Below are 24,757 nucleotides of genomic sequence, written 5' to 3'. Positions count from 1 at the left end.
CGCCCTTTAGGCAGAGTTTTCATGCGCTTTAGACTCCGTGGCCGCGTCGTGATAAATCAAAGAGAGGATCTGCCCTTTCAGCGCGATAAAGCGCGGGTCGGTCAGCGTGGCGAGCGTGCGCGGCCGGGAAACCGGGACCGGCAAGATGGCGCGGATGCGCCCCGGGCGCGGCGTCATCACCACGACCCTATCCGCAAGCATAATGGCTTCGTCGATGTCATGGGTGATAAACACCACCGTTCGGCGCTGTTCCGACCACACTTGCAACAGCCATTGCTGCATGGCGAGGCGGGTTTGCGAATCCAACGCGCCGAACGGCTCATCGAGCAGCATAATATCGTGTTCCATCGACAGGGTGCGCATCAGCGCTACCCGCTGGCGCATGCCGCCGGACAGTGCGGCGGAATAGTGATTGATAAACTCCCCAGGCCATAGCGTCTGGCCAGCGCCACGCCCTGCGCGCGCTGCGCCCGGCTGGCGCCGCCGTTGATTACCGCGCCCAGCACAATATTGTCGATGACCGTCTTCCACGGCAACAGCAAATCTTTTTGCAGCATATAGCCAACGTGGCCGCTGCTGCCGGTCACGTCGCGGCCGTCGATCAGGATTTGGCCGCTGTCCGGGGCCAATACGCTCGAAATGACATTGAATGATGTACTTTTGCCGCAGCCGGAGGGACCGACCAGGCAAATAAATTCCCCTTGCTGCAGGTCCAGATCGGTCGGCGCCAGCGCGGTGAGTGTGCCGAAACTGCGGCAAACCTGGCGTAACGCTAATTTCACGGCGGACATCAGCAGTCTCTTTATGTTAAGCCTCGGCCAAAAGATCCCGCGCCGAAGGGCCGTTGGGCGCCGGCAATCCGTCCGGCGCCAATGATATGCTTAGCGCCGGTCATGACATTCAGCGCCAAAGCAGTTTGGCGCGCTGGCGGTATACGCTCTAATTTCATTTTTGTTAATAGCGCGCCAAAATGCAAAGTGCGATCGGGGGTTAGCGCATTAAATGGCACGGCATAGCCGCCGGAAAAGTGCACGGAATCGCCGCCGGCGCGTCGCTGGACGGTAATCAGGGTGCTCGCGCCGGCTATTGACCTCATAGCGCCTCCCGGGACGGAGTCCCGCTGCTCAGCCTTCATGGGGTCAGGCAGGTTTTGCAACGCAACCACCTCATAGAGACGTCCACGGCGCGGCCCTGGGCAGGGTACTGTGCCTTTGCGCTCAGCCGGACGTCGCGTCTCAGCGGCCGCGGCGGCGCACATTACCCGGGGCGGCGATTGCACTTGCGCCGCGTTGCCTTATAATGTCGCACGGCGTTTCCTTTGTCGCGGCCGGCGCCTACGAACCGTTAGCGTTTACCGCTTTTGTCGCTGGGTTGACATTCTATCAGAAATTGGCGCGTCGCTGGACGTTAACCCTCAGAAGGTGTCGTGTAAAGCGAGGTGCCGTCCCGGCACCCGCGCGTTATCATCGGCAACAGCGACGCCCTCACTTTTCGTCACCTTTGATGCGATTGCCAGGTTATGTCCTAGCGGAGCTTAATGTCGCGCGCAGGTTCCATTGTCCGGCCATTTCGTTGCGATCAATGCTTCACCACCAGCAGGAGAAAAAATGTCCAGTGTTTATCCCGTTTCACGCCCGCGCCGTTTGCGCCGCACCCCTGCTTTGCGTTCGTTGTTCCAGGAAACCGAGGTGCAGTTAAGCTCTTTGGTGCTGCCGATATTCGTCGAAGAGGAGGTCAGCGACTATGTGCCGGTGTCCGCCATGCCGGGCGTGGTCAGAATACCGGAAGCGCGTTTGGCCTTTGAAATCGAGCGCTATGCCAAAGCCGGCATTCAATTCGTCATGACCTTCGGCATCTCCCATCATCTGGATGAGGCCGGCAGCGATACCTGGCATGAAAACGGGTTGGTCGCGCGGATGGCGCGCATTTGTAAAGAGACGGTGCCGGAGATGATCGTGATGTCCGACACCTGCTTTTGCGAATACACTACCCACGGTCATTGCGGCGTCGTGCACGATAACGGGGTCGACAACGACGCTACGCTTGTGAATTTGGGGCGTCAGGCGGTGGTGGTGGCGCGCGCCGGGGCGGATTTTATCGCCCCCTCGGCGGCGATGGACGGACAGGTCCAGGCGATACGCGCCGCCCTGGACGGCGCCGGCTTCACCGACACCGCGATCATGGCGTATTCCACCAAATTTGCCTCGGCATTTTATGGCCCGTTCCGCGAAGCCGGCGGTACCGCCCTGAAGGGCAACCGCAAAAGCTATCAAATGAACCCGATGAACCGCCGTGAAGCGATTCGCGAGTCGCTGCTGGACGAGCAGGAGGGGGCCGATGCGCTGATGGTGAAGCCGGCCGGCGCGTTTTTGGACACTATCCGCGATATCCGCGAGGCAACCCATTTGCCGCTTGCGGCATATCAGGTGAGCGGCGAATACGCGATGATAAAATTCGCCGCCGCTGCCGGCGCCATTGACGAACGGCAAATCGTGCGTGAAACCCTGGGCGCCATCAAGCGCGCGGGGGCAGATATTATCCTCAGTTATTTCGCCATGGATATTGCCGAACAGGGTTTTTGATTGACGGCGCCCGGCGCGGTTTCGATGCCCGCCGGCGTTAGACTCACCTATCACCGCCGTGGTCTTGGCTAGGCAAGTAGGCCCGGACCATGGGCTGATATGAAGCCCAGCGCCCCTTGCGGTTACGCTAACGATGTTATAGACCAAAATTGGCGTTCTGTTGGGCTTTGTTGAATAAATCGAACTTTTAGGTGACTGGCGGCTCTGATCACTACATTCGTTTCAACATCAGGTCCCCATGGCAAAGCAAAAGTTTAAAATTACCAACTGGCCCGCATACAACAATGCGCTCAGGCAGCGGGGGGACCTGACAGTATGGCTTGATGAGTCAGCCATTGCTGCATGAACTGAGAGTACACCACCTGAACATCGTGGCCGGCCGCTTCACTACACCGATATGGCCATTACCACGGTTCTGATGATAAAGCGCGTGTTTAACCTTTCGCTCCGGGCGTTACAGGGTTTCGTTGACTCAATTTTTAAACTGATGGGGCTGTCGCTGCGCTGCCCAGATTACTCTCTGGTCAGCCGGCGAGCAAAAACCGTCGACATCAGCATAAAAACGCCAACCCGCGGCGAAATCTCACACCTGGTCATCGATGGCACCGGCCTGAAAGTCTTCGGCGAAGGCGAATGGAAAGTCAGGCAGCATGGGGCTGAGAGGCGCAGAGTATGGCGCAAGCTTCATCTGGCAGTAGATAGCGCGACACATGAAATTATCTGTGCCGATTTATCGCTAAGCGGTACGACAGATGCGCAGGCGCTGCCCGGGCTGATTAACCAAACCCACCGGAAAATCAGGGAAGCGTCGGCTGACAGTGCTTACGATACGCGTTACTGTCATGATGCTCTGCTGAGGAAAAAAATAAAGCCGCTTATCCCACCGCGAAGTGGTGCGCAATATTGGCCAGCTCGATACCATGAGCGTAACCATGCGGTGGCAAATCAGCATCTGAGCGGCAATAACGATACCTGGAAAAAGAAAGTAGGTTATCACCGGCGTTCACTGGCTGAAACGGCCATGTTCCGGTTTAAAATACTTCTGGGTGGTCATCTGAGTCTGCATGACTATGACGCGCAGGTAGGTGAGGCTATGGCAATGGTCAAAGCGCTTAACCGGATCACGTTGTTAGGAATGCCAAACAGCGTCCGCATCATGTAACAATCGCCCTGATAAGGAGGAAGTCGTCAAAAATTTCGGATTTATTCAACAAAGCGGATACACAGCTGGAGCAGCGCCTCCGAATACACCGCGTTAATAGCGTCAGGGAAACCTTTCAGCCCGTCTACGCAGGCGATAAGGATATCGTACAGGCCGCGGTTTTTCAGCTCTGTCAGCACGTTCAGCCAGAACTTTGCGCCTTCATTTTCGGCCAGCCACATACCTAGCAACTCTTTCTGGCCTTCGATGTTGATGCCCAGCGCCAGGAACACAGATTTGTTGATGATGCGGCTGTCCTGCCGGACTTTTAGAACGATACAGTCAAGATAAACAATGGGATAGACTGCATCCAGAGGCCGGTTTTGCCATTCAACAACCTGCTCCATGACCGCATCGGTGACCTTTGAGACCAGCGCCGGCGAGACATCGGCGTCATACAGCTCTTTGAACGCGGCGGCGATCTCGCGGGTGGTCATCCCTTTGGCGTACAACGATAAAATCTGGTTATCCATCCCGGTAATCCGGGTCTGGTTCTTCTTCACCAGTTGCGGTCCAAAGGAACCGTCACGATCGCGCGGAGTACGCAGCGCCAGCGGGCCATCGCCAGTGGTAACGGTTTTTGTGGAATAGCCGTTGCGGGCGTTGGTCCCCGGTTTAGGCTGATTTTTATCGTAGCCGAGGTGATGGGTCATTTCGGCATTGAGAGTTGCTTCGACGCTGATTTTTTTCAGCAGCCGATCGAAGTGACTGAGATCTTCAGGGGTTTTGAGATTTTTGGCCAGTTCGTTAGCCAGAGCCTGCAACTGTTTTTCGTCCATAAATTAACCTGTTTTTGATGTTGGATTGAACATATCAAAATCAGGCAAATACACAAATTTCTAAACAGGCTCTTATTAAATGAAAAACAGCATTTAAATTTATTCAAAAATTATGCTCAATCCCTGCCTGATGGCATATCACTGGTTTCTTATTTACAAGAAAATGTGTTCAATAAACCTTTTTTACTGGCAAAAAAATTATATAACTATGACCGAGTCAAATTTGGCTAATCGCACCAGCCCGCTATAAATTCTCGCCCGTGGTAAGCGAGTTAGGGTATACTCAAAGAAGACAACCCGGTGAGACAGTTTTTCTGTCTCACCGGGTTGTTTTGTCTCGTTCCGGTGCTACGTTTTCATCATCTAAAGGCTAACGAGACAGTTTTCATTATTATGGCACTTTACGGCTACGCCCGCGTTTCCACTCACGAACAGGACCTCACTCTCCAGACGCAGACCCTGAGCGCCGCCGGTTGTGAAATTATCTGTGCGGAAAAAGCCAGCGGCAGCAGCCGGGATGGCCGGACAGAACTCAGCCTGCTGCTTGAATTCCTGTGCCCGGGTGACACGCTGATGGTGACGCGGGTGGATCGTCTGGCGCGCAGCATCCGGGATTTGCAGGATATCGTTTACAGCCTGAATCAGCGGGGGTCACCCTCAGGGCCACAGAGCAGCCGGTGGATACCAGGAGTGCTGCCGGCAAGGCTTTCCTCGATATGCTGGGTGTGTTCGCGGAATTTGAAACCAACCTGCGCCGTGAACGTCAGATGGAAGGCATCGCTGCCGCCAAAGCGCGCGGGGTTTACCGTGGCCGCAAACCGGCCATTAATCCTGCCAAGGTGTACCGCCTGTATGTGGACGAGAAAATGGGCGCCACGGCAATTGCCCTCCAGCTGGGTATCGGACGGGCATCGGTCTACCGGGTGCTGGATAACTATGAGCAGCCGGCGTAAATCCATCCCGTCATACTCCCTGTTGCAACTGCGGCAGCGGCTTGATCGTCTGCCGCCCAAAAGTCCCGAACGGGCCGTTCAAATCGCCACTGTCGCTCAACTGTATGGCGTGTCTGCCACCACGGTTTACCGCTCCCTCCATCGCACACTCCGCCCCCGCACGGCTCACAGGCGGGATCATGGCCGTCCGCGGGTGATGTCCCGCCCGGACCTGGAATATTACTGCGAGCTGATCGCCGCGCTGAAGCTGCGCACCACCAACAAAGCTGGACGCCATCTGTCGAGCGGGCGTGCAATACAGTTGCTTGAAGAGTATGGCGTGGAAACACTGCAGGGCCTCGTCAGGGCACCTGCCGGCGTGCTGAGTGTGCCCATGATTAACCGCTGGCTCTCACTGTACCGTCTCGACCAGCCCCGCCTGCTGCGGGAACCTCCGGCCACCCGGTTTCAGGCTGAATACAGCAATGACTGCTGACAGTTTGATATGTCGCCTTCCGACCTGAAACATATCGACCGCCCTGAGTGGGTCGACCCTGCCAAGGGTGAACCCACCCTGATGCTGTTCAGTGTGGTGGATGACCGTAGTGGTGTCGCCTGGCAGGAATACCGCTGCGTGTACGGCGAAGATGCCGAATCCGCCTTGCGTTTTCTGTTTAACGCCATGTCAGCAAAGACCAGTCCGGACTGCCCGTTCCGCGGTCGTCCCCGCATGCTGTACCTTGATAATGGTCCGGTGGCCAAAAGCCGCGTCTTCCGCAACGTGATGCAGTCCCTGCAAATCGACTGGCAGACTCATGTACCGGCGGGTAAGGATGGTACCCGGACGACAGCCCGGGCCAAGGGGAAGGTTGAACGACCTTTTCGTACCGTCAAGGAAGCCCACGAGACCCTGTATTACTTTCACAAACCGGAAACGGAGCAGCAGGCCAACGAATGGCTGTGGCATTACCTGTCGCGCTATAACGCCCAGCGCCACCGCCGCGAAAAACATTCCCGGCTGGAAGACTGGCTGACACACCTGCCGGAAGACGAACTGCGGGACATGTGCACCAGGGAGCAGTACTGCCGTTTTGCCCGCGAGCCGGAATCGCGTCGGGTGGGGGTGGATGCGCGGGTGACGATTGACGGCACGGTCTGGGAGGTGGAGCCGGATATGACCGGAGAAACCGTGACTCTGCTGTGGGGGCTGTTCGATGACGAAATTTTTGCCGAGTTTGCCGGTGAGACATGGGGGCCTTACTATCCGGTCTCCGGCCCGGTTCCGTTGCACCGTTACCGGGCGTTCCGCCAGGGGAAGGCAGCAGAACGCACTGACCGTATTCACGCCCTGGCCGCACAACTGGGCCTGCCCGTCAGTGCCCTCGCCGGGAGTGATATCCGGCTGGTCAGCGACAGCACGGAGACTCCGCATGAGCTGCCCCATCAGCCTTTTATCTCCCCGGAGTCTGAATACCAGTACCCCACGGTTATTGCGGCAAAACTGGCCATAGCCGGTGACCTGGCAATTTCTCTGGCCAGAATGTCAGGCGAAGATCGGGCGTTTATCGACAGCCTTCTGGCGGAAACCCTCATCCGCAGTGAAGTACTCGCCCGCGTCAGGGCTCATTTCCGTAACAGACAATCAGGAGAAGATCATGCGGGTTGAAGTGATGGAGCAGTACGGGCTGACACGGCCCATCGATCAGGCCGGATATTATGAAACGGCGCACCATAAACAGCTGCTGAAGGACATTAAAGGCGCAATACATGAAGGGCGCCTCGTCGCTGTCTGCGGTGTAGTCGGGAGCGGTAAAACCGTGACACTGCGATGTTTACAGCAACAGCTGACGGATGAAAATAAAATCATCGTTGCCCGCTCACTCTCGGTGGAAAAACATAATATCCGGCTTGCCACGCTGATCAGCGCCCTGTTTTACGATCTGGCGCCGGACAGACAGGTGCAGATCCCCAAACAGGGGGAACGACGCGAGAGTGAACTCCAGGAGCTGGTCAAAAAGGGAAAACGTCCGGTAGCGCTGTTCGTTGACGATGCTCACGACCTGAACGGAAATACCCTGACCGGCCTCAAGTGGCTGATGGAAGTGGTGGAGGATGGTGGTGGCCGCCTGTCTGTCGTGCTGGCCGGTCACCCGAAGCTGCGCAATGATTTACACCGCCCGACGATGGAAGAAATTGGTTACCGGACCGATATTTTCACCCTGGATGGGATCGCCGGCAGCCAGCGTGAGTATATCCACTGGCTGCTGAAGACCAGCACCGGTAAGGGAAAGCCTGAAGATATCCTGACCAGCGATGCCATTGATCTGCTGGCCGCAAAACTCCGCACACCATTGCAGGTACAACAGCATCTGGCGCTGGCACTGGAGGGCGGTTACCTGGCGGGTGAAAAGCCGGTTACTGCTGCGCTGGTTGAGTCCGTGCTTTCCCGGCAGCTTGACGACCTGGAGCCAACCCTGACGCGACACGGCTACCGTCTGAAGGATATGGTGGAACAGTTTGACGCAAAACCTTCTGAAATCAGGGCATTATTCAGTAATCAGTTAGATCCGGCCAGAACGGCAGAGTTGCGTGACAGGATGCTGGCGGTAGGGTTGCCAATATAATGATGTTGATTTGCAGTTATTGTGATTCCGGCGCAATGGAATGCAAGCCGGCCAGAATAAATGCGAGTACAGTTGCATTTAATGTGAGCAGAGCGTGTTTTTCATTTGCAGTTAATTCGAGCAGAAAAACGGGATAAATGCGATTTGACGCGATTTCAAATGCGATTCGCTACAGCTGCTGGTTCCGGTCACATCCGATCACTGATTCCGATTTCACCCGATCACTAATTCTGATTTCATTCGATCACTGATTCCGGTCGCCCGATCAGCGATTCCGATTCTGTCCGATCGCTCATCTTCTGTTCCGCCATACTCTGGAGACTTTTAGCTTCCGGGGGCATGGCATGGCACGTAAAAAGAAAAAAGCGAGAACGGAAATGTTCATCTATATTAATGTCTTACGTATGAAATTCGAGCAGCGTCGCTCGGCATAGGCTGTACTACCGTGCACGATATCCTCGGCCGATTCACGGTAGCTAACCTGGTCTGGCCATTGCCGGCGGAACTGTCCCCCGTCGACCTCGACCGCCTGCTCTATCCCGGCAAATCCGGAAAAGTTATCAATACCTTACCCAGCTGGTTTGATATCGATACCGAGTTAAGCCGCAAGGGCATGACCAAGCAGCTGCTCTGGATGGAATATCAGTCCGCCGTGGGCGGTGATGCCCTCGGTTACTCACAGTTTTGTGCACTGTTCCGTGACTGGAAAAAGAAGCAGCGGCGTTCCATGCGCATGGAGCACAAGGCTGGCGAAAAGCTCTTCATCGACTTCTGTGGCCCCACCGTACCTATCGTCAACCCTGCGACCGGTAGCGTACGCCAGGTCGCTATCTTCGTCGCTGCCATGGGCGTGTCAGGCTATGCGTATATCGAAGCCTGCGAAGGCCAGGACATGGCATCGTGGCTCAACGCCAATAGCCGCTGCCTGCACTTCATGGGTGGGGTTCCGGAGCTGATGATACCTGATAATCTGCGCAGCGCTGTCAGCACCCCTGACCGCTATGAGCCGGTCATAAACCAGAGCTACCAGGCGCTGGCAAATCACTATGAGACAGTGGTGCTACCGGCGCGCCCGAGAAAACCGAAAGACAAGGCGAAGGCAGAATCAACTGTGCAGCTGGTAGAACGCTGGGTTTTGGCCCGGTTGCGTAAACGTAGGTTCTACTCGCTGGCCGAACTCAACCAGGTGATACGAGAACTCAATCATGAGTTGAATCTACGCCCGATGCGTCATTACGGCGGACAAAGTCGCCTTGAACGCTTCGAGCAGCTGGACAAACCGGCTCTTGGGCCTCTACCGCCCACACAATGGGAATACAGTGAGTATCTCGTTGCCCGAGTGGGACCTGATTACCACATAGACTACGGCAAAAACTGGTACTCGGTGCCGCATCCGCTGGTTGGCGAGCGCGTTGACGTCATCGCCACCCAACGGATGGTGCAAATCCACCATAAGGGCGTCTGCGTGGCTACGCACCCTCGCAGCGATAACGCCTATAGGCACACGACTCAGGCGGCGCACATGCCGGCTAACCATAAGGGGCAGAGTCAGTGGACGCCGGAAAGGCTGTGCAGTTGGGCGCTGTCGGTGGGTGTGTGCACACTGAAAGTGGTCGAGTCCATCCAAAAGAGCAAAGCCCATCCGGAGCAGGCTTACCGCTCCGTGCTGGGGCTACTCAATCTGCAACGGCGCTATGAGACGACGCGACTGGAGAAGGCCTGCGCGCTGGCGTTGGAGAAAGGGTGCATTAACCGCTCTTTCATAGCCAACGTATTGAAACACGGTCGTGAAAGTGAGGTCACCCAGGACGAAGCCGGCGTATCAATGCTGGTTCACGAAAACCTCCGAGGTCCGGACAGTTATCACTAAGGAGAATAAATATGGATACACTGTTAATGGCTCTGCGAGAGCTGAAGTTATCGGCAATGGTCCAGGCGTTGGAGACGCAACGCGAACTCCCGGGGAGTTATGGGGAGCTGGGGTTCGAGGAGCGGTTGTCGCTGATGGTAGAATCGGAAAATTTTCATAGAAAAAACAACCACATATGCCGTATTCGACGGCAATCGCAAATGCGCTTGCAGGCAAAACAGGAAGATATCCGTTATATCCCTAGCCGAAGGAGTGACACCGGAACAGATGCGAGATCTGCTAGGGGGACAATATCTGAAATATCAGAAAAGCATACTCATCACGGGGCCGACAGGTACGGGCAAAACCTGGCTCAGTTGTGCGCTTCTGGCTCAGTTGTGCGCTTGGTGAGCAGGCATGCCGGCAGCAATATAGCGTGCGTTACTGGCGAGTGGGTCGGTTGCTGGCCCATCTTCACCAGTGTCAGGTAGACGGGACCTATCTAAAACAGCTTAAGCAGTTAGAAAAAATAGAGTTACTGATCTTGGACGACGTGGGCCTAGAATCAATAAGTCCGATGCAGGCAACGATGCTGTTGGAGGTGATGGAAGATCGCTACGACAAAAGCAGCAGCATCCTGATCAGTCAACTGCCGGTGAAAAAATGGTATGGACTGATAGAAAACCCCACGACAGCTGACGAGTTACTCGATCGGTTAGTACACCCCAGCTATAGACTGGAACTTAAAGGCGAATCACTACGCAAAGAGCAAGGAGTAGCCAGCACAGGAAAAATAGACTAAACCCGAGTCAGAAGATGAGCGAACACGTGATCGAATATCACTGGAATGGGTGATCGGAAAATATCGGAATAACTGAGCCTGTTTAGAAATTTGTGTATTTGCCTGTTTTTGATATGTTCAATCCAACATCAAAAACAGGTTAATTTATGGACGAAAAACAGTTGCAGGCTCTGGCTAACGAACTGGCCAAAAATCTCAAAACCCCTGAAGATCTCAGTCACTTCGATCGGCTGCTGAAAAAAATCAGCGTCGAAGCAGCTCTCAATGCCGAAATGACTCATCACCTCGGCTACGATAAAAATCAGCCTAAACCGGGGGACCAACGCCCGCAACGGCTATTCCACAAAAACCGTTACCACTGGCGATGGCCCGCTGGCGCTGCGTACTCCGCGCGATCGTGACGGTTCCTTTGAACCGCAACTGGTGAAGAAGAACCAGACCCGGATTACCGGGATGGATAACCAGATTTTATCGTTGTACGCCAAAGGGATGACCACCCGCGAGATCGCCGCCGCGTTCAAAGAGCTGTATGACGCCGATGTCTCGCCAGCGCCTGGTAGCTCTGGTTTATGACCGGCTCATAGCGGTCAGGGGTGCTGACAGCACTGCGCAGATTATCAGGTATCATCAGCTCCGGAACCCCACCCATGAAGTGCAGGCAGCGGCTATTGGCGTTGAGCCACGATGCCATGTCCTGGCCTTCGCAGGCTTCGATATACGCATAGCCTGACACGCCCATGGCCGCGACGAAGATAGCGACCTGGCGTACGCTACCGGTTGCAGGGTTGACGAATAGGTACGGTGGGGCCACAGAAGTCGATGAAGAGCTGTTCGCCAGCCTTGTGCTCCATGCGCATGGAACGCCGCTGCTTCTTTTTCCAGTCACGGAACAGTGCACAAAACTGTGAGTAACCGAGGGCATCACCGCCCACGGCGGACTGATATTCCATCCAGAGCATCTGCTTGGTCATGCCCTATCAAGCCAGCTGGGTAAGGTATTGATAACTTTTCCGGATTTGCCGGGATAGAGCAGGCGGTCGAGGTCGACGGGGGACAGTTCCGCCGGCAATGGCCAGACCAGGTTAGCTACCGTGAATCGGCCGAGGATATCGTGCACGGTAGTACAGCCTATGCCGAGCGCTACTGCGATAGTGCGATTCGAGCGACGCTGCTCGAATTTCATACGTAAGACATTAATATAGATGCACATTTCCGTTCTCGCTTTCTTCTTTTTACGTGCCATGCCATGCCCCCGGAAGCTAAAAGTCTCCAGAGTATGGCGGAACAGAAGATGAGCGATCGGACAGAATCGGAATCAGTGATCGGATGTGACCGGAACCAGCAAATGCTGAGCATCGCCATCATGGCACAGCCGATGAGGGCGGGACGTGTTGTGGTTGTTACGCGCATTGTTCATTACCTCTGCAAGATTCAACTCAAGGACGGGCTGCCTCAAACACGGCGGCCGCCGGACGATAAGAAAATACCCTTCCACGGCGGGGCGCAATTTAATTAGGTGAATTCATAATATATAGTTTTAAGTTCTGTTCTAAGCCGACCATTCACGTTTATTCTCTATTGGCTGCGGATGACGTCCACGCCGTACGAGGGACGGCATGCCGCGGGCAATGTGTGATCCTTCGCCCAAAATTCAAACAATTCAGGTAAACCTCTCCACGGACTCTTGCAGCGTCAGCGGTGAGAATTTAGATTATATTTGTATTGTATATAATATGAATACTTAATCAAGTGATCCCCTTTATCCCGATGGTGGTCAGATTGACCAGCGGTACCTCGCGTTAAACGGAGACGTCTACAACGGTCATAAGAGTCGACACGGGGTGTCTGCGCATCGACTGATGTCAACCAAAGAGGTTCGCTATGCAATGGGAAAACAAAGAAACGGTCGCGGCGGCGAGCAGCGCGACCGGGGCCAAAAAAACCAATGTCCGCTGGATGGTGGTGGCGGTGTTGTTCTTCGTGACCTTGATTAACTATGCCGACCGCGCGTCCATTTCTCTGGCCGGGCCGGGCCGGGCCGGGCCGGGCATGGCAAAAGAGTTGGGTTTAAGTGTGGTGGACATGGGGTTTATTTTCTCAGCTTTCGGCTGGGCCTATGTCATCTTTCAATTGCCCGGCGGTTGGCTGTTGGACCGCTTCGGCTCGAAAATGATTTACAGTCTGAGCATCTTGCTCTGGTTGCTTTTCACCTTGATGACCGGGTTGGCGGGCTTTGTTACCGGCGCAACCGCGGTAATGGTCATTTTTATTTTGCGCTTTTTGGTCGGTGCGGCGGAGTCCCCCTCGTTTCCGGCCAATAGCCGGATTGTCGCCTCCTGGTTTCCGGCGTCGGAGCGCGGTACGGCGGCGGCCATTTTCAATTCTGCCCAATATGGTTCCACGGTGTTTTTCGCGCTGCTGATGGGGTGGCTGGCCCATACCTATGGCTGGCATTCCGTCTTTACGGTGCTGGGATTGATAGGCATCACTTTTCTGCCGGTCTTTCGCAAACTGGTGCATAGCCCCAACCGCCACACCATGGTCAACGCGGCGGAACTGGCGTATATGGAGCAGGGCGGGGCGCTGGTGAATATCGACCCCAACAAGCAAGAGCGCGCCGCCCATAAAGGACCGCGCTTGAGTTATTTGAAACAACTGCTGTCCAGCCGGATGATGCTTGGGATCTATTTCGCCCAATATTGTCTTAACGCCATCGGCTTTTTCTTTATCACCTGGTTCCCGGTATACCTGGTGCAGGAAAAGCATATGTCAATCATGAAGGCGGGGATGGTAGCGGCCATTCCGGCGATGTGCGGTTTTGTCGGCGGTATCATGGGCGGTTTTGTTTCCGATATGCTGATTCGCCGTGGGATGTCGCGGTCGTTAGCGCGTAAAATCCCCATCGTCGGCGGGATGGTGCTGTGCTGCATTATGGTGCTGTGTAATTACACCGATTCTGAATCGGCGGTCATCTTTATCATGGCGATGTCCTTTTTGGGTAAAGGCATTGGCGGCATGGGCTGGACGGTTAACGCCGACACCGTACCGAAGGAAATTGCCGGGTTATCGGGTAGCGTACTGAATACCTTTAGCAATTCCTCCAGCATCACCACTCCCGTTATTACCGTATACATTCTGCAAGTGACCGGTTCGTTTCACGCCGTACTCTGGTTTGTGATTGCCCATGCGGTGGTGGTGATGCTCTGTTACTTGTTCGTGGTCGGAAAAATCAAACGTTTTATTCTCACGGATACACCATAACCTGCCGAAGTAAGGAGTTATAGGATGTCGACAGCAGAAACGCCCAGAATCAAGCAATCGTTGAGTTTCATCGCTTACGAGAAAATTAAAGCGATGATCCTGAATATGGAATTACAGCCCGGCAGCTCGCTAACCGAGATGTGGCTAATCGGCAAATTAGACATGAGCCGTACACCGATTCGTGAGGCGCTGTACCGGCTACAGCAGGAGCGGTTTGTTGAGCTGACACGCCATAAAGGCTGGTATGTCAGCGAAATCAAATTGCGGGATATCCAGGAGCTGTTTGTGATCCGTGAAGCGCTGGAGGGTATTTGCGCACGCCATGCGACCGCGCGTATCAGCGATGAGGCATTGACGAAGATGGAGGCCTATCTCGATTCGCTGGAGTCCCCTTTGCTGGCGAATGAAGAAGCGGTCGTCGATCCTGGCGATACCCTGCATGATTTAATTTTTACCTATGCCGACAATCAGCTCATCAACACGATGATGGCGATTCATTTGGAACGTCTGCGCATATTTCACGTTATCGCCAGCAATTTGCCGGGCAGGAAATTACAGTCCTGGCGCGAGCACCGGGAAATTTTGTATGCGCTAAAAGCCCGTGATGAAGATCGCGTCGAGCAAACCATGCGTCGGCATATTCGCAGCAGTCTCGACAGCCTGCTGCAAGATCTGCTGCAAAAAAACCAGACGTTTAACGCGCTGTAGCACGAGGGTGCCGACGGCAAATCGCCGCAGGGGCGGCCGGCGGCGCGAATTTTAGGAGAGAGTATGCGAAAAGTGATTGTGTTTGGCGTTGATGGCTTATCGATGCCGTTACTGAAACGCTACGCGGCGCAGGGCGCGTTACCGAATATTTCCCGGATGCTGCAACAGGGGGCGGCGACCGAGCTGTTGCCCTTTATTTCCTCCTGGAGCGATGTCAACTGGGTGGCCTTTATGGCGGGCCAAGGGTTGGGAACCGCCTGGCGCGGACAGGCGCTGCCCGCCGATAACCATCAGACCGGCAATTTACTTGACCAGATGACGCGCCAGGGGCTGAAAGCCGCCTTAGTGCATTTTCCCGAGACTGTCGTGGCCGACGCCGGGCATTTCAGTTTCGCGCCATACTGGGGCAGAAGCGCACTCTGGGCCGCCGAACATTTTAAACCCATGGGCCATACCACCCGCTATCAGGCGCGCACCGACGATAAACACATCAAGCAGCAAAAGCTTGGCTGGCCGCCCAACGGCACGCTGACCTACCATGATAAAGGCGCCTGGCAGCCGCTGGAAAAAGGCGCTGACGGACGCTACGCGCTGATGTTGCAGGGCCAGCGCGGCAACACCTTAACGCTGCCCCTGGGCGAGCAAGGAGGAAAACCGGTGATCTGGATAGGCGACCAGGCCGTGGCGCTGGCCGAAGGCGAGTGGAGCCCCTGGTGTTCACTGCGCGCCCTCAACGTGAGCGGCAGCGTGCGGTTCTATCTGGGATGCTACCGGCCCGAACGCGACGATGTTGAGATTCTGCAAGCGCAGGTCACCGACCCGGACCAACTGTGTGGCACATCCGAACAGGCCAGGGCGCTGCTGGCTCACGCCGGGCCGTTTTTCAGTAAGTGGGTGGTCAAAGCCTCGCCGCAGGAAGATTACCCGCAGGCCACCTACCAGGAAGGGGATGAACAGTCGCTGTGGCTCGCCGATACGGCGCTGACATTAACCCAGCAGCAGGGCTATGCTCTATGGGCGACGGTGCATCGGTTGGTGGACGAATCGCACCATAACTGTCTCGGTCAATGCGATCCGGCGTCGCCCTTCTTTGATCCGGCGCAGGCGGCGCGCTATGACGCGGTGATGCGCGATTGCTACCAGATCCTTGATAAGACCATGGGCAAGCTTATGGCGCAGATGGACGATGAAACGGTGCTGATGCTGGCGTCCGATCACGGTGCGGTGCCCAACGCCTATATGTGCGATATCTACCGCTACTTGGCGAAGCATCAGCTGGTGGTGCTGGACGAACAATTAAAACCGGATATGGCGCGCAGCCAGGTCTATTTGAAAGATGAACGCGGCGGCCTGGAGATTTTCGTCAATTTGACCGGACGCGAGGCGACAGGCATCGTGTCGTCAGCCGATTACGATGCCGTGTGCGCCAAAACGCTGCACGCCTTGGGCAGTTGGCATGTGCTGGAGCAGGGTAAATTGCGCAATGCGGTTAGCCTAGCTCTATTGAAAGACGACGCGGCGGGCATCGGCTTTTGGGGACCGTGCGCGGGGGATATCGTTTTTGCCTATAACGCCGGTTTTGTCTGGGGCGTAAGCCGCGGCGGGGAGGATATTTGCCCGGTCGAGGTGCCGGGGGCCAATCACGGGCCGCAAAAACCCACCGCCGCGACGGCGATGTCCTCCAATTACGGCGCGCTGGTGATGATGGGGGCGGGCGTGCGCGCCGGCTACTACCACGATCGCGCAACGCTCGGCCCTTACACCATGGTGGATCCGGCGGCGGCGATAGCCCATTTACTCGGCCTGCCGCTGGCGACGCTGGATGGCCGCGTGATCCACAGTCTTCTCGCGGATGGTCACGCTCGCCCCTAAGGACGGTTCCATGAAAATCACAAGCGTTACCACCCATTTATTGTCGGCCAAGCTGAGCCAACCCTTTGCTTATTCGTGCGCGCTACGATACCCGCACCGAGATGCTGGTGGAAATCATGACCGATGAGGGTATTACCGGTTGGGGCGAGTGCTACGGCCCGGCGCGCATGATCAAAGCGGTAGTGGATGAGCTGGCGGGGATGATCATCGGCAGCGACGCGCTTAACAGCGAATTCATTTGGCAGGATCTGTACGCCCGGCTGCGCGATCACGGCCAAAAGGGGCTGCGGCGTGAACGCCGCCTGGCGGGTGGCGTGGGAGCGGATAAAATGCGTCAGGAACGTTTTTTCGTGTCCGGCAATCAGCGTTTCAGCCAAATTGTCTCCGGCGGCAAAGAAGCTGAAATGCCAGACCAGCGATTCACCCTGCGGCGAGAAAGCCGGGAAGTCATACAGGCGTTTATCCGGTATCGGCGCTTCCATAAATACCACTTTATCGATATGGCGCGGGTGTTTTACCGCCAGCGGATAGGTATTCCAAATACCGATATCATGGGCCATCAGTGAGAAGGGTTGCCCTTGGCTATAGTGTAGCGCCAACCGGTAAAGAGAGTCGGCGATCGCTGCGCCGGAATAGCCGCTGACGGGCGTGGCGGAATCGCCGAGGCCGGGTAAGTCCACGGCTATCACCGTATGCTGTGCGGCCAGCAGCGGCATTAGCGTGCGTCACTCGTACCAGGACTGGCCGAAGCTGTGCACCAGCAAAACCAGCGGTCCCTGTCCGCCTTTGACATAATGTAACCTGACATGATTGATGGTCTGATAGGCGGCGGTAAAACCGGCCGGCGGTAAAAACCTGTCCTGGGCTGCCGCCGGCGCGGCGCTCAGCAATGCGCCATAGCAGGTGCGTATAAGGGGTATCATCGTGTGCGCTCCTGTCGTGGGGCGGCGTCCGGCGCTTGGGTGAAGACAGGGCCCAAGGGCGGCGACCGGCGCCTGAATAATTAAAGACTTCCGACGCGATACTCCGCATCAGGGTAACTACGGCTTTCCGCCGCGATACAACGCGACAGGGTGAATACGGTTGCCGGCGCGATATTCTGCGTCAGGGTCACAGGCTGTTTCTGGCGCGGCGCTAGTGGCGCCGGCCCGCGACAAAGCCGTAGTCCGAAGTGCGCCAGGCAATAGCGAGGCCTGTCAGGAACAGTAGCATGACCACCGGCGGGAACGTACTGACGCCGCCGTGCGTCAGCAGTAGCCCGCCCGCCAGGCCGCCCAGAGCGATGGCGCTATTCCAGGTCGCGGCATTCAGGGACAGCGCCACATCGGCACTTTCCCCCGCCGCATCGGCCAGCGCGGTTTGCAGCAGCGTGGCGCCGCCGCCAAACGTTACCCCCCAGACGGCGACGCTGGCATACATTAGCACGGGGGAGACGCCGTTCAGCGCAAAAGCCAGCGCGGCCAGGGCAAAGCCGGACAGCGACGCCAACACCGCCCGGCGCAAATGGCGGTCGATCACCCGCCCGGTAATGACAATCCCCGCCAGCGCCGCCAGACCGAATATCAACAGCACGCTATCTACCCGGTTCGCCAGCCCGGCGGGTGTCACCAAGGGGGCAACGTAGGTGTAAAGAATATTATGCGCCAGCATCCAGGTGAAGACCACCGCCAGCACCGCCTGGACGCCGGGGTTGCGCAGCACCGTGCCCGGCCGCGCCTGCCGCCGGTCCCGCTGGCCGGGAAAGTTCGGTATCGCCAGTACAATCCACGCCATCAACAGCAGCGACATGGCGGCGGAACCATTCGCCGGGCATAACCCGCCAACAGGCTCCAGGCCAGACCCGCGGCGGCCCCGGCCAGAAAACGGGCCGTCAGGAGCACCGCCACCTGGGAGGTTGCCGCCGTCAAGGTATTGAACAGCAGAAAACCGAGAACGGTCGCCAGCAACACCTGCCGGCGCGGCCAGGTACGGGTGACGAGGGTCAGCGGTATGGCGGCGATAAGCGAACCGGCGGCATAGGCGGTGACCATCTGGCCCGCCAGCGCGGGGGAGATATGCAGGCCGGCGCCGATTTGCGGCAATAGGCCGGCGGGCAACGTCTCGGTCAGAATGCAAATAAAACCGGTCATGGCGAGCGCCAACAATGCCAGAACGGGCAGCGCGCCCTGATCTGCAATACGGGATGCCTTAACCGAAGGCCATTGAGTCATCATCATTACCTTTTGTATCAATTGGTATAAATATAAGATATACGCTGCCGCGCCGGAAAATCCCCAGCAGAAGAGCGAGGTGGCGCGGCGGACAAGGTTACTTATATATCGAACGGTATAAATATCTGACCGACCGCAGGTTGTCAATCTTTTATGTATCGATTAGTATAAATAAGTACCTTTAGCGTGGAGCACAATAATGAGAACGGGACGGCCGAGGACCTTTGACCGGGAGGCGGCGGTGAGTCAGGCAATGCATCTTTTCTGGGAGCATGGCTACGAGTCGACGTCGCTGGCGCAGTTGAAAGCCGCCATCGGGAGGGGAATCACCGCTCCCAGCTTTTACGCGGCTTTTGGTTCCAAAGAGGCGCTGTTTCGCGAAGCCGTGGATCGCTATCTCACCACCCACGGCCGTGTGACCGACTCTCTATGGCAGGCGGATCTGCCGCCGCGCGTCGCCATTGAAACTGCGCTGCTGCGATCCGCGCGCATGCAGTGCGAGCCGGGGCATCCGCAAGGGTGTATGGTGGCCCTCGGCGTCATGACGGCCTGCTCGGCGGCCAATAAGCCGCTGATGCAGCTGCTGGCGGACTCTCGACAGCGTACGCGCAGCGGCTTGCAACGCTGCCTAGCGCGGGGCGTAGAAACGGGTGAGCTGCGGCGCAACAGCGATATTCCAGCGTTGACGGTGGCGTTCGATGGCTTCTTGCTGGGCATCTCGACGCTGGCCCGTGATGGTATCCCTCTGGCGGCGATAGAGGGGGGCATCACGCAAATCATGACCTTATGGGACAACAACCGGGCGGATAACCTACCACGCCAGGCCGCTGGCCAGTGAGCGCCATGCCGGTATGGCGGATATGTCCAACGGCGCGCCGCCGCAGGGGTGATGGGTCATTAGGTGAGGGAGAGTGGGCGTAAGCGCGCATAATGGCGCGTCAGCGCAGGGGTAAAGCGCGCAAGGGGGAGCGCGAATAAGGGTGCGGCAACGCAGACGGTGAAAAGGCTTTTTCCCGCTTATAAGTTATAAGGCCATCTGGCCGGTACGAATATACTTTATAAGTCGCCACGGTGACCCCTGCCGCCATTAATGGTCGTTCAGAACCCTTTATTTTTTTCAACGCAGCTCTAGGCGACGCCGTTATTTTTCTGGTCGCCCATAGCGGCGAGGGCAATGGCTGAAAATAACGGAAAGTCTATTTCACAAACATCCGCCGGCATCATTACCCAACCTGCCACTAGCGCCCACATCGAGTTATTTCAGCGCGCCTTTCGGGTAATTTTGCGGGAAAGGAGCAATGAAATGCCTTATCATGCAGGCTACCTTGCAGTATTCACGCCACAGCCGTCAGGAAAGAATATAACCCCAGATCCCTATCAGGTATTCGACCGAAAACAGACCGCCGATTTATTGCCGTTTAAACCTTTCGTCGATGTTTTGCGTCAGGCGGTAGCCGATTATACCGCGGGACGGATCCTCAGCCCCGAATGCATGGTGGTGCCGCTGAACAACAAAGGGGTCATGTTCAGTATGCCCGCCGTCGCGCCGGATTTGGCGATACACAAATTGGTGAATGTGGTGCCCGATAACCGTCAGCTCGGTTTATCCACCCTTTACGGGCAGGTGGCGGTGTTTGATGCGCAAAATGACGTGCCGCTCTTTGTGCTGGATGGTCCAGAAGTGACCGGCCGGCGGACGGCGGCCGTATCAATGCTTGGCATTATTGCGCTGCTGCCCGAGCCGCCGCGGGAAATCTTGCTCATCGGTAGCGGAACGCAATTCCGCTATCATTTACTCGCTATCGCAGCGCTGTATCCCGAGTGCCGGGTCTGGGTGCGCGGGACGAGCGCGGCGCGTGCGCAGGCGTTTTGCGATGAACTGCGCCCGCTGCATGGCGATCTTCACCCCTGCGTCAGCGACGCCATACCGGACAAAGTGTCGGTCGTCATCACGCTGACCACCAGCCAGCGGCCGGTATATAACGCGGCCGCGCGGGCGGGGCTGTTGATTATCGGCGTCGGCGTCTTCAAACCGGAAATGGCGGAAATAGGCGAGGTGACGCTGTCCGGCAGCGATATTTACCTGGACGATCCCGACGGCGCCAGGCATGAGGCGGGGGATTTAATTCAAGCCAATATCGACTGGCGCGCCACCTTTTCCCTGGCCCAGGGGTTAACCACACCACCGGAAAGCACGCGTCCCATCGTCTTTAAAACCGTCGGCACCGCCGCTTGGGATTTAGCCGCCGGACGCGTCCAAAACAGCGCTTGGGTAAGTAACGCGTCCCTGGGCAGATAACGGCGGCGGTAAACGTCGCCGCGCTAAACCTGTCACGGCGCAGCGTTGTCGGCAGCAAGGGGGCTGACTGGCGCCCCATCGAGCCCCTTTTGGCAAGTTTTCTGCGGCCGAAAAAAGAGCGCCGCGTATTCAATGGTGACCAACATCGCGTGAGAAAATGACGCCGCAACGTTAGCCAAGCGCGCAATGAGTAGAATTCTGCTGAATGCGCTCTTCGCGCACGAATAGGCGTGGGTGAGCCTGCGTCGATGCGGTAATAACGCCTGAGAGTCGCGCGTCGATGCCAAAATAGCGCTTTGCTGTCGCAACGTTGCCGAAAAAATAGCGCCGCGGCGCTGTCGAGCAACGCCATAAAATAGGCATGCGCCGTTAGCGCGGTTAATCCTCCGGCTTTGCCGCTGGTCGCTAAAGAAGATAGCGATGTGTTGTCATCAGTTAACGCAGGAAATAACCTCTTCCCGCTACGACACGGCGGGATAAAATAGTCTCCCGCCGTCTTATCGCGCATTATGAGCTAGAGGTGAACTTCACTCTGGCGCTTTTTCTGTTGCGTTATTGCCGCGCATGCGCGCTTATTTCGCTGGCACCATAGGCGGCACGTAATGAAAGGTGGCGGTGAAAAGCCACAGCAGCAATAACACCAGGGGAAGGTGGACAATAAGCTGGGTGAAGGTGAATCCGACAATATCCCGCGCGCGTAGCCCCAATACCCCCAAAAGCGGCAACATCCAGAACGGGTTGATGAGGTTCGGCCGCGCTTCGGCGGCGTTATACACCTGCACTGCCCAGCCAAGATTGACGCGCAACTCGTTTGCCGCCTGCAGGACATAGGGCGCTTCGATAAGCCACTTGCCGCCGCCGGAGGGAATAAAAAACCCCAGCACCGCGGAGTAAATCCCCATCACCGCCGCATAGGATTCGGAGGACGCGACCGAGACAAAGCCCGACGCCAGCAGGTGCGAGAGGGTCTCGCCGTCGGCATTGGCGGTCTTGGTCATAATGAAGGCGATCCCGCCGTACAACGGAAATTGTATTAGCACGCCCGCCACGGAAGGAACCGCTTTGGAAAAGGCGCGGATAAACCGGATCGGCCGCCAGCAGAGTATCATCCCCAACGTCAGAAACAGAAAGTTATAGGTGTTTAAGTTGAAAATCACCAGTATCGGGTTGCTGCTGGTGAATTCCGTGTACAGCCACAGCACGCTCAAGAGCGCCAGCAGAAGGGTCACCAGCGGTGAGTATTCCAGCCATTCCCCCGGCCGTTGCGGTTTGTTGACCGCCATGCTGGGCTCGGTCAAGTCCACACCCAAATCGGCGGCGGTGCGGATGCGCGCCCCGGTCGGCGCCGAGAGGTAGGCCACCCACAGCGAAATGATGATCAGGATGAGCATCATCAGCAGCGATTGCCAGGTAACAATCGTGTCGGTAAAGGGGATAACGCCGCTTATTTCCAGCAGGCCGCTGAAGACCAGGCTGATGGCCCAGTTGAACAACGAGGAACCGAGGCTAACGGCGGCAATCAGCACCACCGCGCCCTTGGCGCCGCGGGGCAGGGCGGCGAGGCGCATAATAAGCTTGGCGGCCGGCGGCGAAACCGCCACGATATAGCCGGAGATGGCCACCAGCGCCATTTGCATCGTAAACGGAATCAGACTCCAATAGCCATCGCCGAAGCCGCGCGCGGCACTCGCCAAGGGGACGCCCATTGCCATTGCCGCCAGCACGACGACCACCACCGCCAGCGCCGCGAAGACATAGGCTTCGGGGAACCATTTTTTCGACCAGTTACTCACCCCGATGGCGATGTTTTCCATCCGCCCGGAGGGGGGGGGTTGCTCTTTGCACCTCGGTTCTCACATTCATGGGTTTGCTCCTCTCATCCTCACTGTAGCGTCATGTTATTGCGTCGGGCGGCGCCTATACCGCGGGCGGTTATCGGCCCGCCAGGCGCGTTTGTTATGTGCAGTAGGGTTGACCTCTAACGGGTCATGCATCCAGCGTCAGATCGCTGATGGGGATCGCCTGACAGGTTAAGCAGGTGTCGGGCTCATCGGGCGCGGCGGCATGCAGGTGTTTCACCTCGCCTTGTAAAATACGGACAGCGCAGCTTTCGCACTGGCCCACCCGGCAACCGCTCGGTAGCGGGATGCCGAGTCGTTCAGCGAAGCTCAGCAGCGGGCCGGATTCGCGGGTCCAGACGTGCCGTTGCCCCGAGCGTTGAAAATGGACGTTAAACGGGCGATCGCTTGCGATAACCGCGGCGGCCGGGGCGCGAAAAGCTTCTTGAAAGATAGCGAAACGCGCGACCCCCTTGGCCAGCAGCTGTTCGGTGATGGCTGTAGAGATGGATGATGCGCAGTCCGGGCAGGCGCGCCTGCAGCGCCGCGATACGCTGGTCAAACGCGTGGCACAGGGGATCGCGATTGGCATAGAGCAGCAGTATCTAGGCGCGGGAGCCGGCGTCGGCCGCGGTTTCCAGCGCGCTTAAAAACGGGGTAATACCGATACCGCCGGCGTAAAACACCAGCGGCCGCGGCGAACGATAGGGGATGACGAAATGGCCGCCGGGGGCCATCAGCTCCAGACGATCCCCCGGGCGAAGGTGGCGATTGATAAAGGCGGAAACGGCGCCTTCCCGGCTGTTGCCTTGGGCATCGGTCTCCTTTAAATGGCGGACCGCAATGTGATAACACGCGGCGTCTGGCGCGAGCGCGGGGCCGATAAGCGAATAGGCGCGGACGGCGAACATCGCCGCTTCGCCGGCGGCGTGTTCCTCCCCATTGAGCGTCACGCGGGTCACATCCTGGCGCTCTTTGTGCAATTGCTGGACGATAAACGGCCGATAGCCCTGCCAGCGGGCGGGCGCGAGATCGTGGGAGACTTCGCGCGCCACATCACAGGCGAACGCTCGCAGCGGTGTAGTGCCGCTGATGGGGTCGCGCCTGGCGCCGTCGACGAGGCCGTTATAGTGACTATTACCCTCACCCTGTAGAGGCATGCCCGGTTGTCCCAAGGGGACGCAATCCTGCCACCAGCCGAATTCCCCCACCAGGACGCAGGGATGGAGCGAGTCGCGCAGCCGGGCGCGGAAGCGGGCGCTGCCGAGACGGGTGGTGACGCGGACCCAATCCTGCTCCGCGATACCTTTCAGTCGCGCCAGGGCGGCGGCGATCTCGATGACCGGATCGGCCGCCTTGCGCCGGAGACTGGCGAGGCTGCGATGCTGGCTGTGGCAGAAAAAGCCGTTTTTCGCGCTGGTTAATACATAAGGAAAGCGGGTATCCAGCTGCGTCAGCGTCGCGTCGTCAAACGTCGGCAGCGGGGGATAGCCGTGTTTTAGCAACCGTTCGCTGTACAGTTCGACTTTGCCGGTTTCGGTCGCGAAACCGATTGCGCGGTAGTGCCGTTCACGCGGTGCGACGGGGACCGTCACGCCCCCCGGTCGTGCGCGCAGGCAGGCCACGGTGAGCCCGGTCGGCGCCAGCATCGCGTTCCAGCCTTGCTCCAGCGTCCCGCCAAAAAAGGTCTCCTGTAACCCCAGCCGGTTCGCCAGGGCAAAAACGATGTCGTTATCCGAGCGGGCTTCACCGCGCGAGGAAACCATTTGCGGGCGCAGTTGTATCAGCGATTCAGCGCGG

The 24,757-nt window shown here is 57.3% G+C and carries 14 protein-coding genes and 12 pseudogenes; 15 read left to right on the top strand and 11 right to left on the bottom strand.

The annotated features are described in order from the left end of the window. Positions 1-6 precede the first annotated feature (6 nt). From SOPEG_RS28725 to SOPEG_RS08045, 3 genes and pseudogenes are all read right to left on the bottom strand, one after another. The gene (locus SOPEG_RS28725) at positions 7-363 is read right to left on the bottom strand and encodes a hypothetical protein (protein ID WP_236851671.1); all 357 of its coding nucleotides are present in this window, start codon (positions 361-363) and stop codon (positions 7-9) included. Between the two features lie 9 nt (positions 364-372). After that, a pseudogene (locus SOPEG_RS28720) lies at positions 373-791 on the bottom strand (ATP-binding cassette domain-containing protein); the annotation flags it as partial. A gap of 11 nt (positions 792-802) precedes the next feature. Next, positions 803-1,156 (bottom strand): hypothetical protein, encoded by a 354-nt coding sequence (locus SOPEG_RS08045; protein ID WP_148297022.1) that lies wholly within the window; start codon positions 1,154-1,156, stop codon positions 803-805. Between the two features lie 451 nt (positions 1,157-1,607). Between SOPEG_RS08045 and hemB the strand changes: the two genes are divergently transcribed. Then, positions 1,608-2,582 (top strand): porphobilinogen synthase, encoded by a 975-nt coding sequence (hemB, locus tag SOPEG_RS08040; protein ID WP_025244953.1) that lies wholly within the window; start codon positions 1,608-1,610, stop codon positions 2,580-2,582. A gap of 238 nt (positions 2,583-2,820) precedes the next feature. Further along, positions 2,821-3,744: pseudogene (locus SOPEG_RS08035) on the top strand (IS5-like element ISSoEn1 family transposase). Between the two features lie 56 nt (positions 3,745-3,800). On the opposite strand, the pseudogene SOPEG_RS08030 reads toward SOPEG_RS08035, so the two are convergent. Then, positions 3,801-4,562: pseudogene (locus SOPEG_RS08030) on the bottom strand (IS256 family transposase); the annotation flags it as partial. Positions 4,563-4,955: 393 nt separating this feature from the next. Between SOPEG_RS08030 and SOPEG_RS08025 the strand changes: the two are divergent. The 6 genes and pseudogenes from SOPEG_RS08025 to SOPEG_RS24335 all read left to right on the top strand — a co-directional run. Then, positions 4,956-5,515: pseudogene (locus tag SOPEG_RS08025) on the top strand (recombinase family protein). Next, positions 5,499-7,160, top strand: a pseudogene (locus SOPEG_RS08020) (transposase family protein). Before SOPEG_RS08025 ends, SOPEG_RS08020 begins: the two co-directional pseudogenes overlap by 17 nt. Further along, positions 7,093-8,118, top strand: coding sequence for an ExeA family protein (locus tag SOPEG_RS08015; RefSeq protein ID WP_148297182.1), 1,026 nt, complete (start codon positions 7,093-7,095; stop codon positions 8,116-8,118). Before SOPEG_RS08020 ends, SOPEG_RS08015 begins: the two are co-directional and overlap by 68 nt. 344 nt (positions 8,119-8,462) lie before the next feature. Then, positions 8,463-9,988: pseudogene (gene istA, locus SOPEG_RS08010) on the top strand (IS21 family transposase). Between the two features lie 11 nt (positions 9,989-9,999). Next, positions 10,000-10,769, top strand: a pseudogene (gene istB / locus SOPEG_RS08005) (IS21-like element ISSoEn3 family helper ATPase IstB). 146 nt (positions 10,770-10,915) lie between these two features. Then, positions 10,916-11,321 (top strand): annotated as a pseudogene (locus tag SOPEG_RS24335) (transposase); the annotation flags it as partial. Here SOPEG_RS24335 and istA (SOPEG_RS26105) read toward each other — a convergent pair. Further along, positions 11,308-12,012, bottom strand: a pseudogene (gene istA, locus SOPEG_RS26105) (IS21 family transposase); the annotation flags it as partial. The pseudogenes SOPEG_RS24335 and istA (SOPEG_RS26105) overlap by 14 nt on opposite strands. A gap of 33 nt (positions 12,013-12,045) precedes the next feature. Here istA (SOPEG_RS26105) and SOPEG_RS07985 point away from each other — a divergent pair. From SOPEG_RS07985 to SOPEG_RS30820, 5 genes and pseudogenes are all read left to right on the top strand, one after another. Next, positions 12,046-12,285 carry a hypothetical protein gene (locus SOPEG_RS07985; protein ID WP_025244949.1) on the top strand — a complete coding sequence of 80 codons (240 nt, stop codon included), beginning with the start codon at positions 12,046-12,048 and terminating at the stop codon, positions 12,283-12,285. Between the two features lie 365 nt (positions 12,286-12,650). Further along, on the top strand, positions 12,651-14,030 hold the full coding sequence (locus SOPEG_RS07980; RefSeq protein ID WP_025244948.1) for an MFS transporter: 1,380 nt from the start codon (positions 12,651-12,653) through the stop codon (positions 14,028-14,030). Positions 14,031-14,054: 24 nt separating this feature from the next. Beyond that, complete coding sequence (locus tag SOPEG_RS07975) at positions 14,055-14,738, top strand: GntR family transcriptional regulator (protein ID WP_025244947.1); 684 nt, start codon at positions 14,055-14,057, stop codon at positions 14,736-14,738. Positions 14,739-14,810: 72 nt separating this feature from the next. Continuing rightward, positions 14,811-16,610, top strand: a complete 1,800-nt coding sequence (locus SOPEG_RS07970; RefSeq protein WP_158382346.1) for an alkaline phosphatase family protein — start codon at positions 14,811-14,813, stop codon at positions 16,608-16,610. Between the two features lie 101 nt (positions 16,611-16,711). Then, a pseudogene (locus SOPEG_RS30820) lies at positions 16,712-16,804 on the top strand (hypothetical protein); the annotation flags it as partial. On the opposite strand, the pseudogene SOPEG_RS28710 reads toward SOPEG_RS30820, so the two are convergent. The 3 genes and pseudogenes from SOPEG_RS28710 to SOPEG_RS07960 form a co-directional block, all read right to left on the bottom strand. Continuing rightward, positions 16,781-17,326: pseudogene (locus SOPEG_RS28710) on the bottom strand (alpha/beta fold hydrolase); the annotation flags it as partial. The pseudogenes SOPEG_RS30820 and SOPEG_RS28710 overlap by 24 nt on opposite strands. Positions 17,327-17,335: 9 nt before the next feature. Continuing rightward, positions 17,336-17,500: a hypothetical protein gene (locus SOPEG_RS30450; RefSeq protein WP_158382344.1), complete on the bottom strand. Its 165-nt coding sequence runs from the start codon at positions 17,498-17,500 to the stop codon at positions 17,336-17,338. Positions 17,501-17,744: 244 nt separating this feature from the next. Continuing rightward, positions 17,745-18,823, bottom strand: a pseudogene (locus SOPEG_RS07960) (MFS transporter). A 193-nt stretch (positions 18,824-19,016) separates the two neighbouring features. Between SOPEG_RS07960 and SOPEG_RS07955 the strand changes: the two are divergent. Both SOPEG_RS07955 and lhpI read left to right on the top strand, forming a co-directional pair. Continuing rightward, a complete protein-coding gene (locus tag SOPEG_RS07955; RefSeq protein ID WP_025244943.1) occupies positions 19,017-19,658 on the top strand; it encodes a TetR/AcrR family transcriptional regulator in 642 nt (213 codons plus the stop codon). A 465-nt stretch (positions 19,659-20,123) separates the two neighbouring features. Beyond that, entirely contained in the window at positions 20,124-21,119 is a 996-nt protein-coding gene (gene lhpI / locus SOPEG_RS07950) for a bifunctional Delta(1)-pyrroline-2-carboxylate/Delta(1)-piperideine-2-carboxylate reductase (protein ID WP_081742952.1), read from the top strand. A 572-nt stretch (positions 21,120-21,691) separates the two neighbouring features. Here the strand turns inward: lhpI and SOPEG_RS07940 are convergent. The 3 genes from SOPEG_RS07940 to SOPEG_RS29290 form a co-directional block, all read right to left on the bottom strand. Then, complete coding sequence (locus tag SOPEG_RS07940) at positions 21,692-22,933, bottom strand: TIGR00366 family protein (protein WP_025244941.1); 1,242 nt, start codon at positions 22,931-22,933, stop codon at positions 21,692-21,694. 172 nt (positions 22,934-23,105) lie between these two features. Next, complete coding sequence (locus tag SOPEG_RS29295; RefSeq protein ID WP_236851669.1) at positions 23,106-23,549, bottom strand: 2Fe-2S iron-sulfur cluster-binding protein; 444 nt, start codon at positions 23,547-23,549, stop codon at positions 23,106-23,108. 13 nt (positions 23,550-23,562) lie between these two features. Next, positions 23,563-24,723, bottom strand: coding sequence for a molybdopterin dinucleotide binding domain-containing protein (locus tag SOPEG_RS29290; RefSeq protein ID WP_236851667.1), 1,161 nt, complete (start codon positions 24,721-24,723; stop codon positions 23,563-23,565). Positions 24,724-24,757: the final 34 nt, after the last annotated feature.

The sequence above is a fragment of the Candidatus Sodalis pierantonius str. SOPE genome (genome assembly GCF_000517405.1).
Taxonomy (GTDB): Bacteria; Pseudomonadota; Gammaproteobacteria; order Enterobacterales; family Enterobacteriaceae; genus Sodalis_C; species Sodalis_C pierantonii.
This window is presented reverse-complemented; position numbering and strand designations above follow the sequence as displayed.

Excerpts from the sequence above, each read along its gene's own strand:
- SOPEG_RS28725 (WP_236851671.1), bottom strand. The coding sequence starts at position 363 with ATGCGCACCCTGTCGATGGAACACGATATTATGCTGCTCGATGAGCCG.
- hemB (WP_025244953.1), top strand. The coding sequence starts at position 1,608 with ATGTCCAGTGTTTATCCCGTTTCACGCCCGCGCCGTTTGCGCCGCACC.
- SOPEG_RS07985 (WP_025244949.1), top strand. The coding sequence starts at position 12,046 with ATGGCGGAACAGAAGATGAGCGATCGGACAGAATCGGAATCAGTGATC.
- SOPEG_RS07980 (WP_025244948.1), top strand. The coding sequence starts at position 12,651 with ATGCAATGGGAAAACAAAGAAACGGTCGCGGCGGCGAGCAGCGCGACC.
- SOPEG_RS07975 (WP_025244947.1), top strand. The coding sequence starts at position 14,055 with ATGTCGACAGCAGAAACGCCCAGAATCAAGCAATCGTTGAGTTTCATC.
- lhpI (WP_081742952.1), top strand. The coding sequence starts at position 20,124 with ATGCCTTATCATGCAGGCTACCTTGCAGTATTCACGCCACAGCCGTCA.
- SOPEG_RS07940 (WP_025244941.1), bottom strand. The coding sequence starts at position 22,933 with ATGGAAAACATCGCCATCGGGGTGAGTAACTGGTCGAAAAAATGGTTC.
- SOPEG_RS29295 (WP_236851669.1), bottom strand. The coding sequence starts at position 23,549 with ATGCCAATCGCGATCCCCTGTGCCACGCGTTTGACCAGCGTATCGCGG.
- SOPEG_RS29290 (WP_236851667.1), bottom strand. The coding sequence starts at position 24,723 with ATGGTTTCCTCGCGCGGTGAAGCCCGCTCGGATAACGACATCGTTTTT.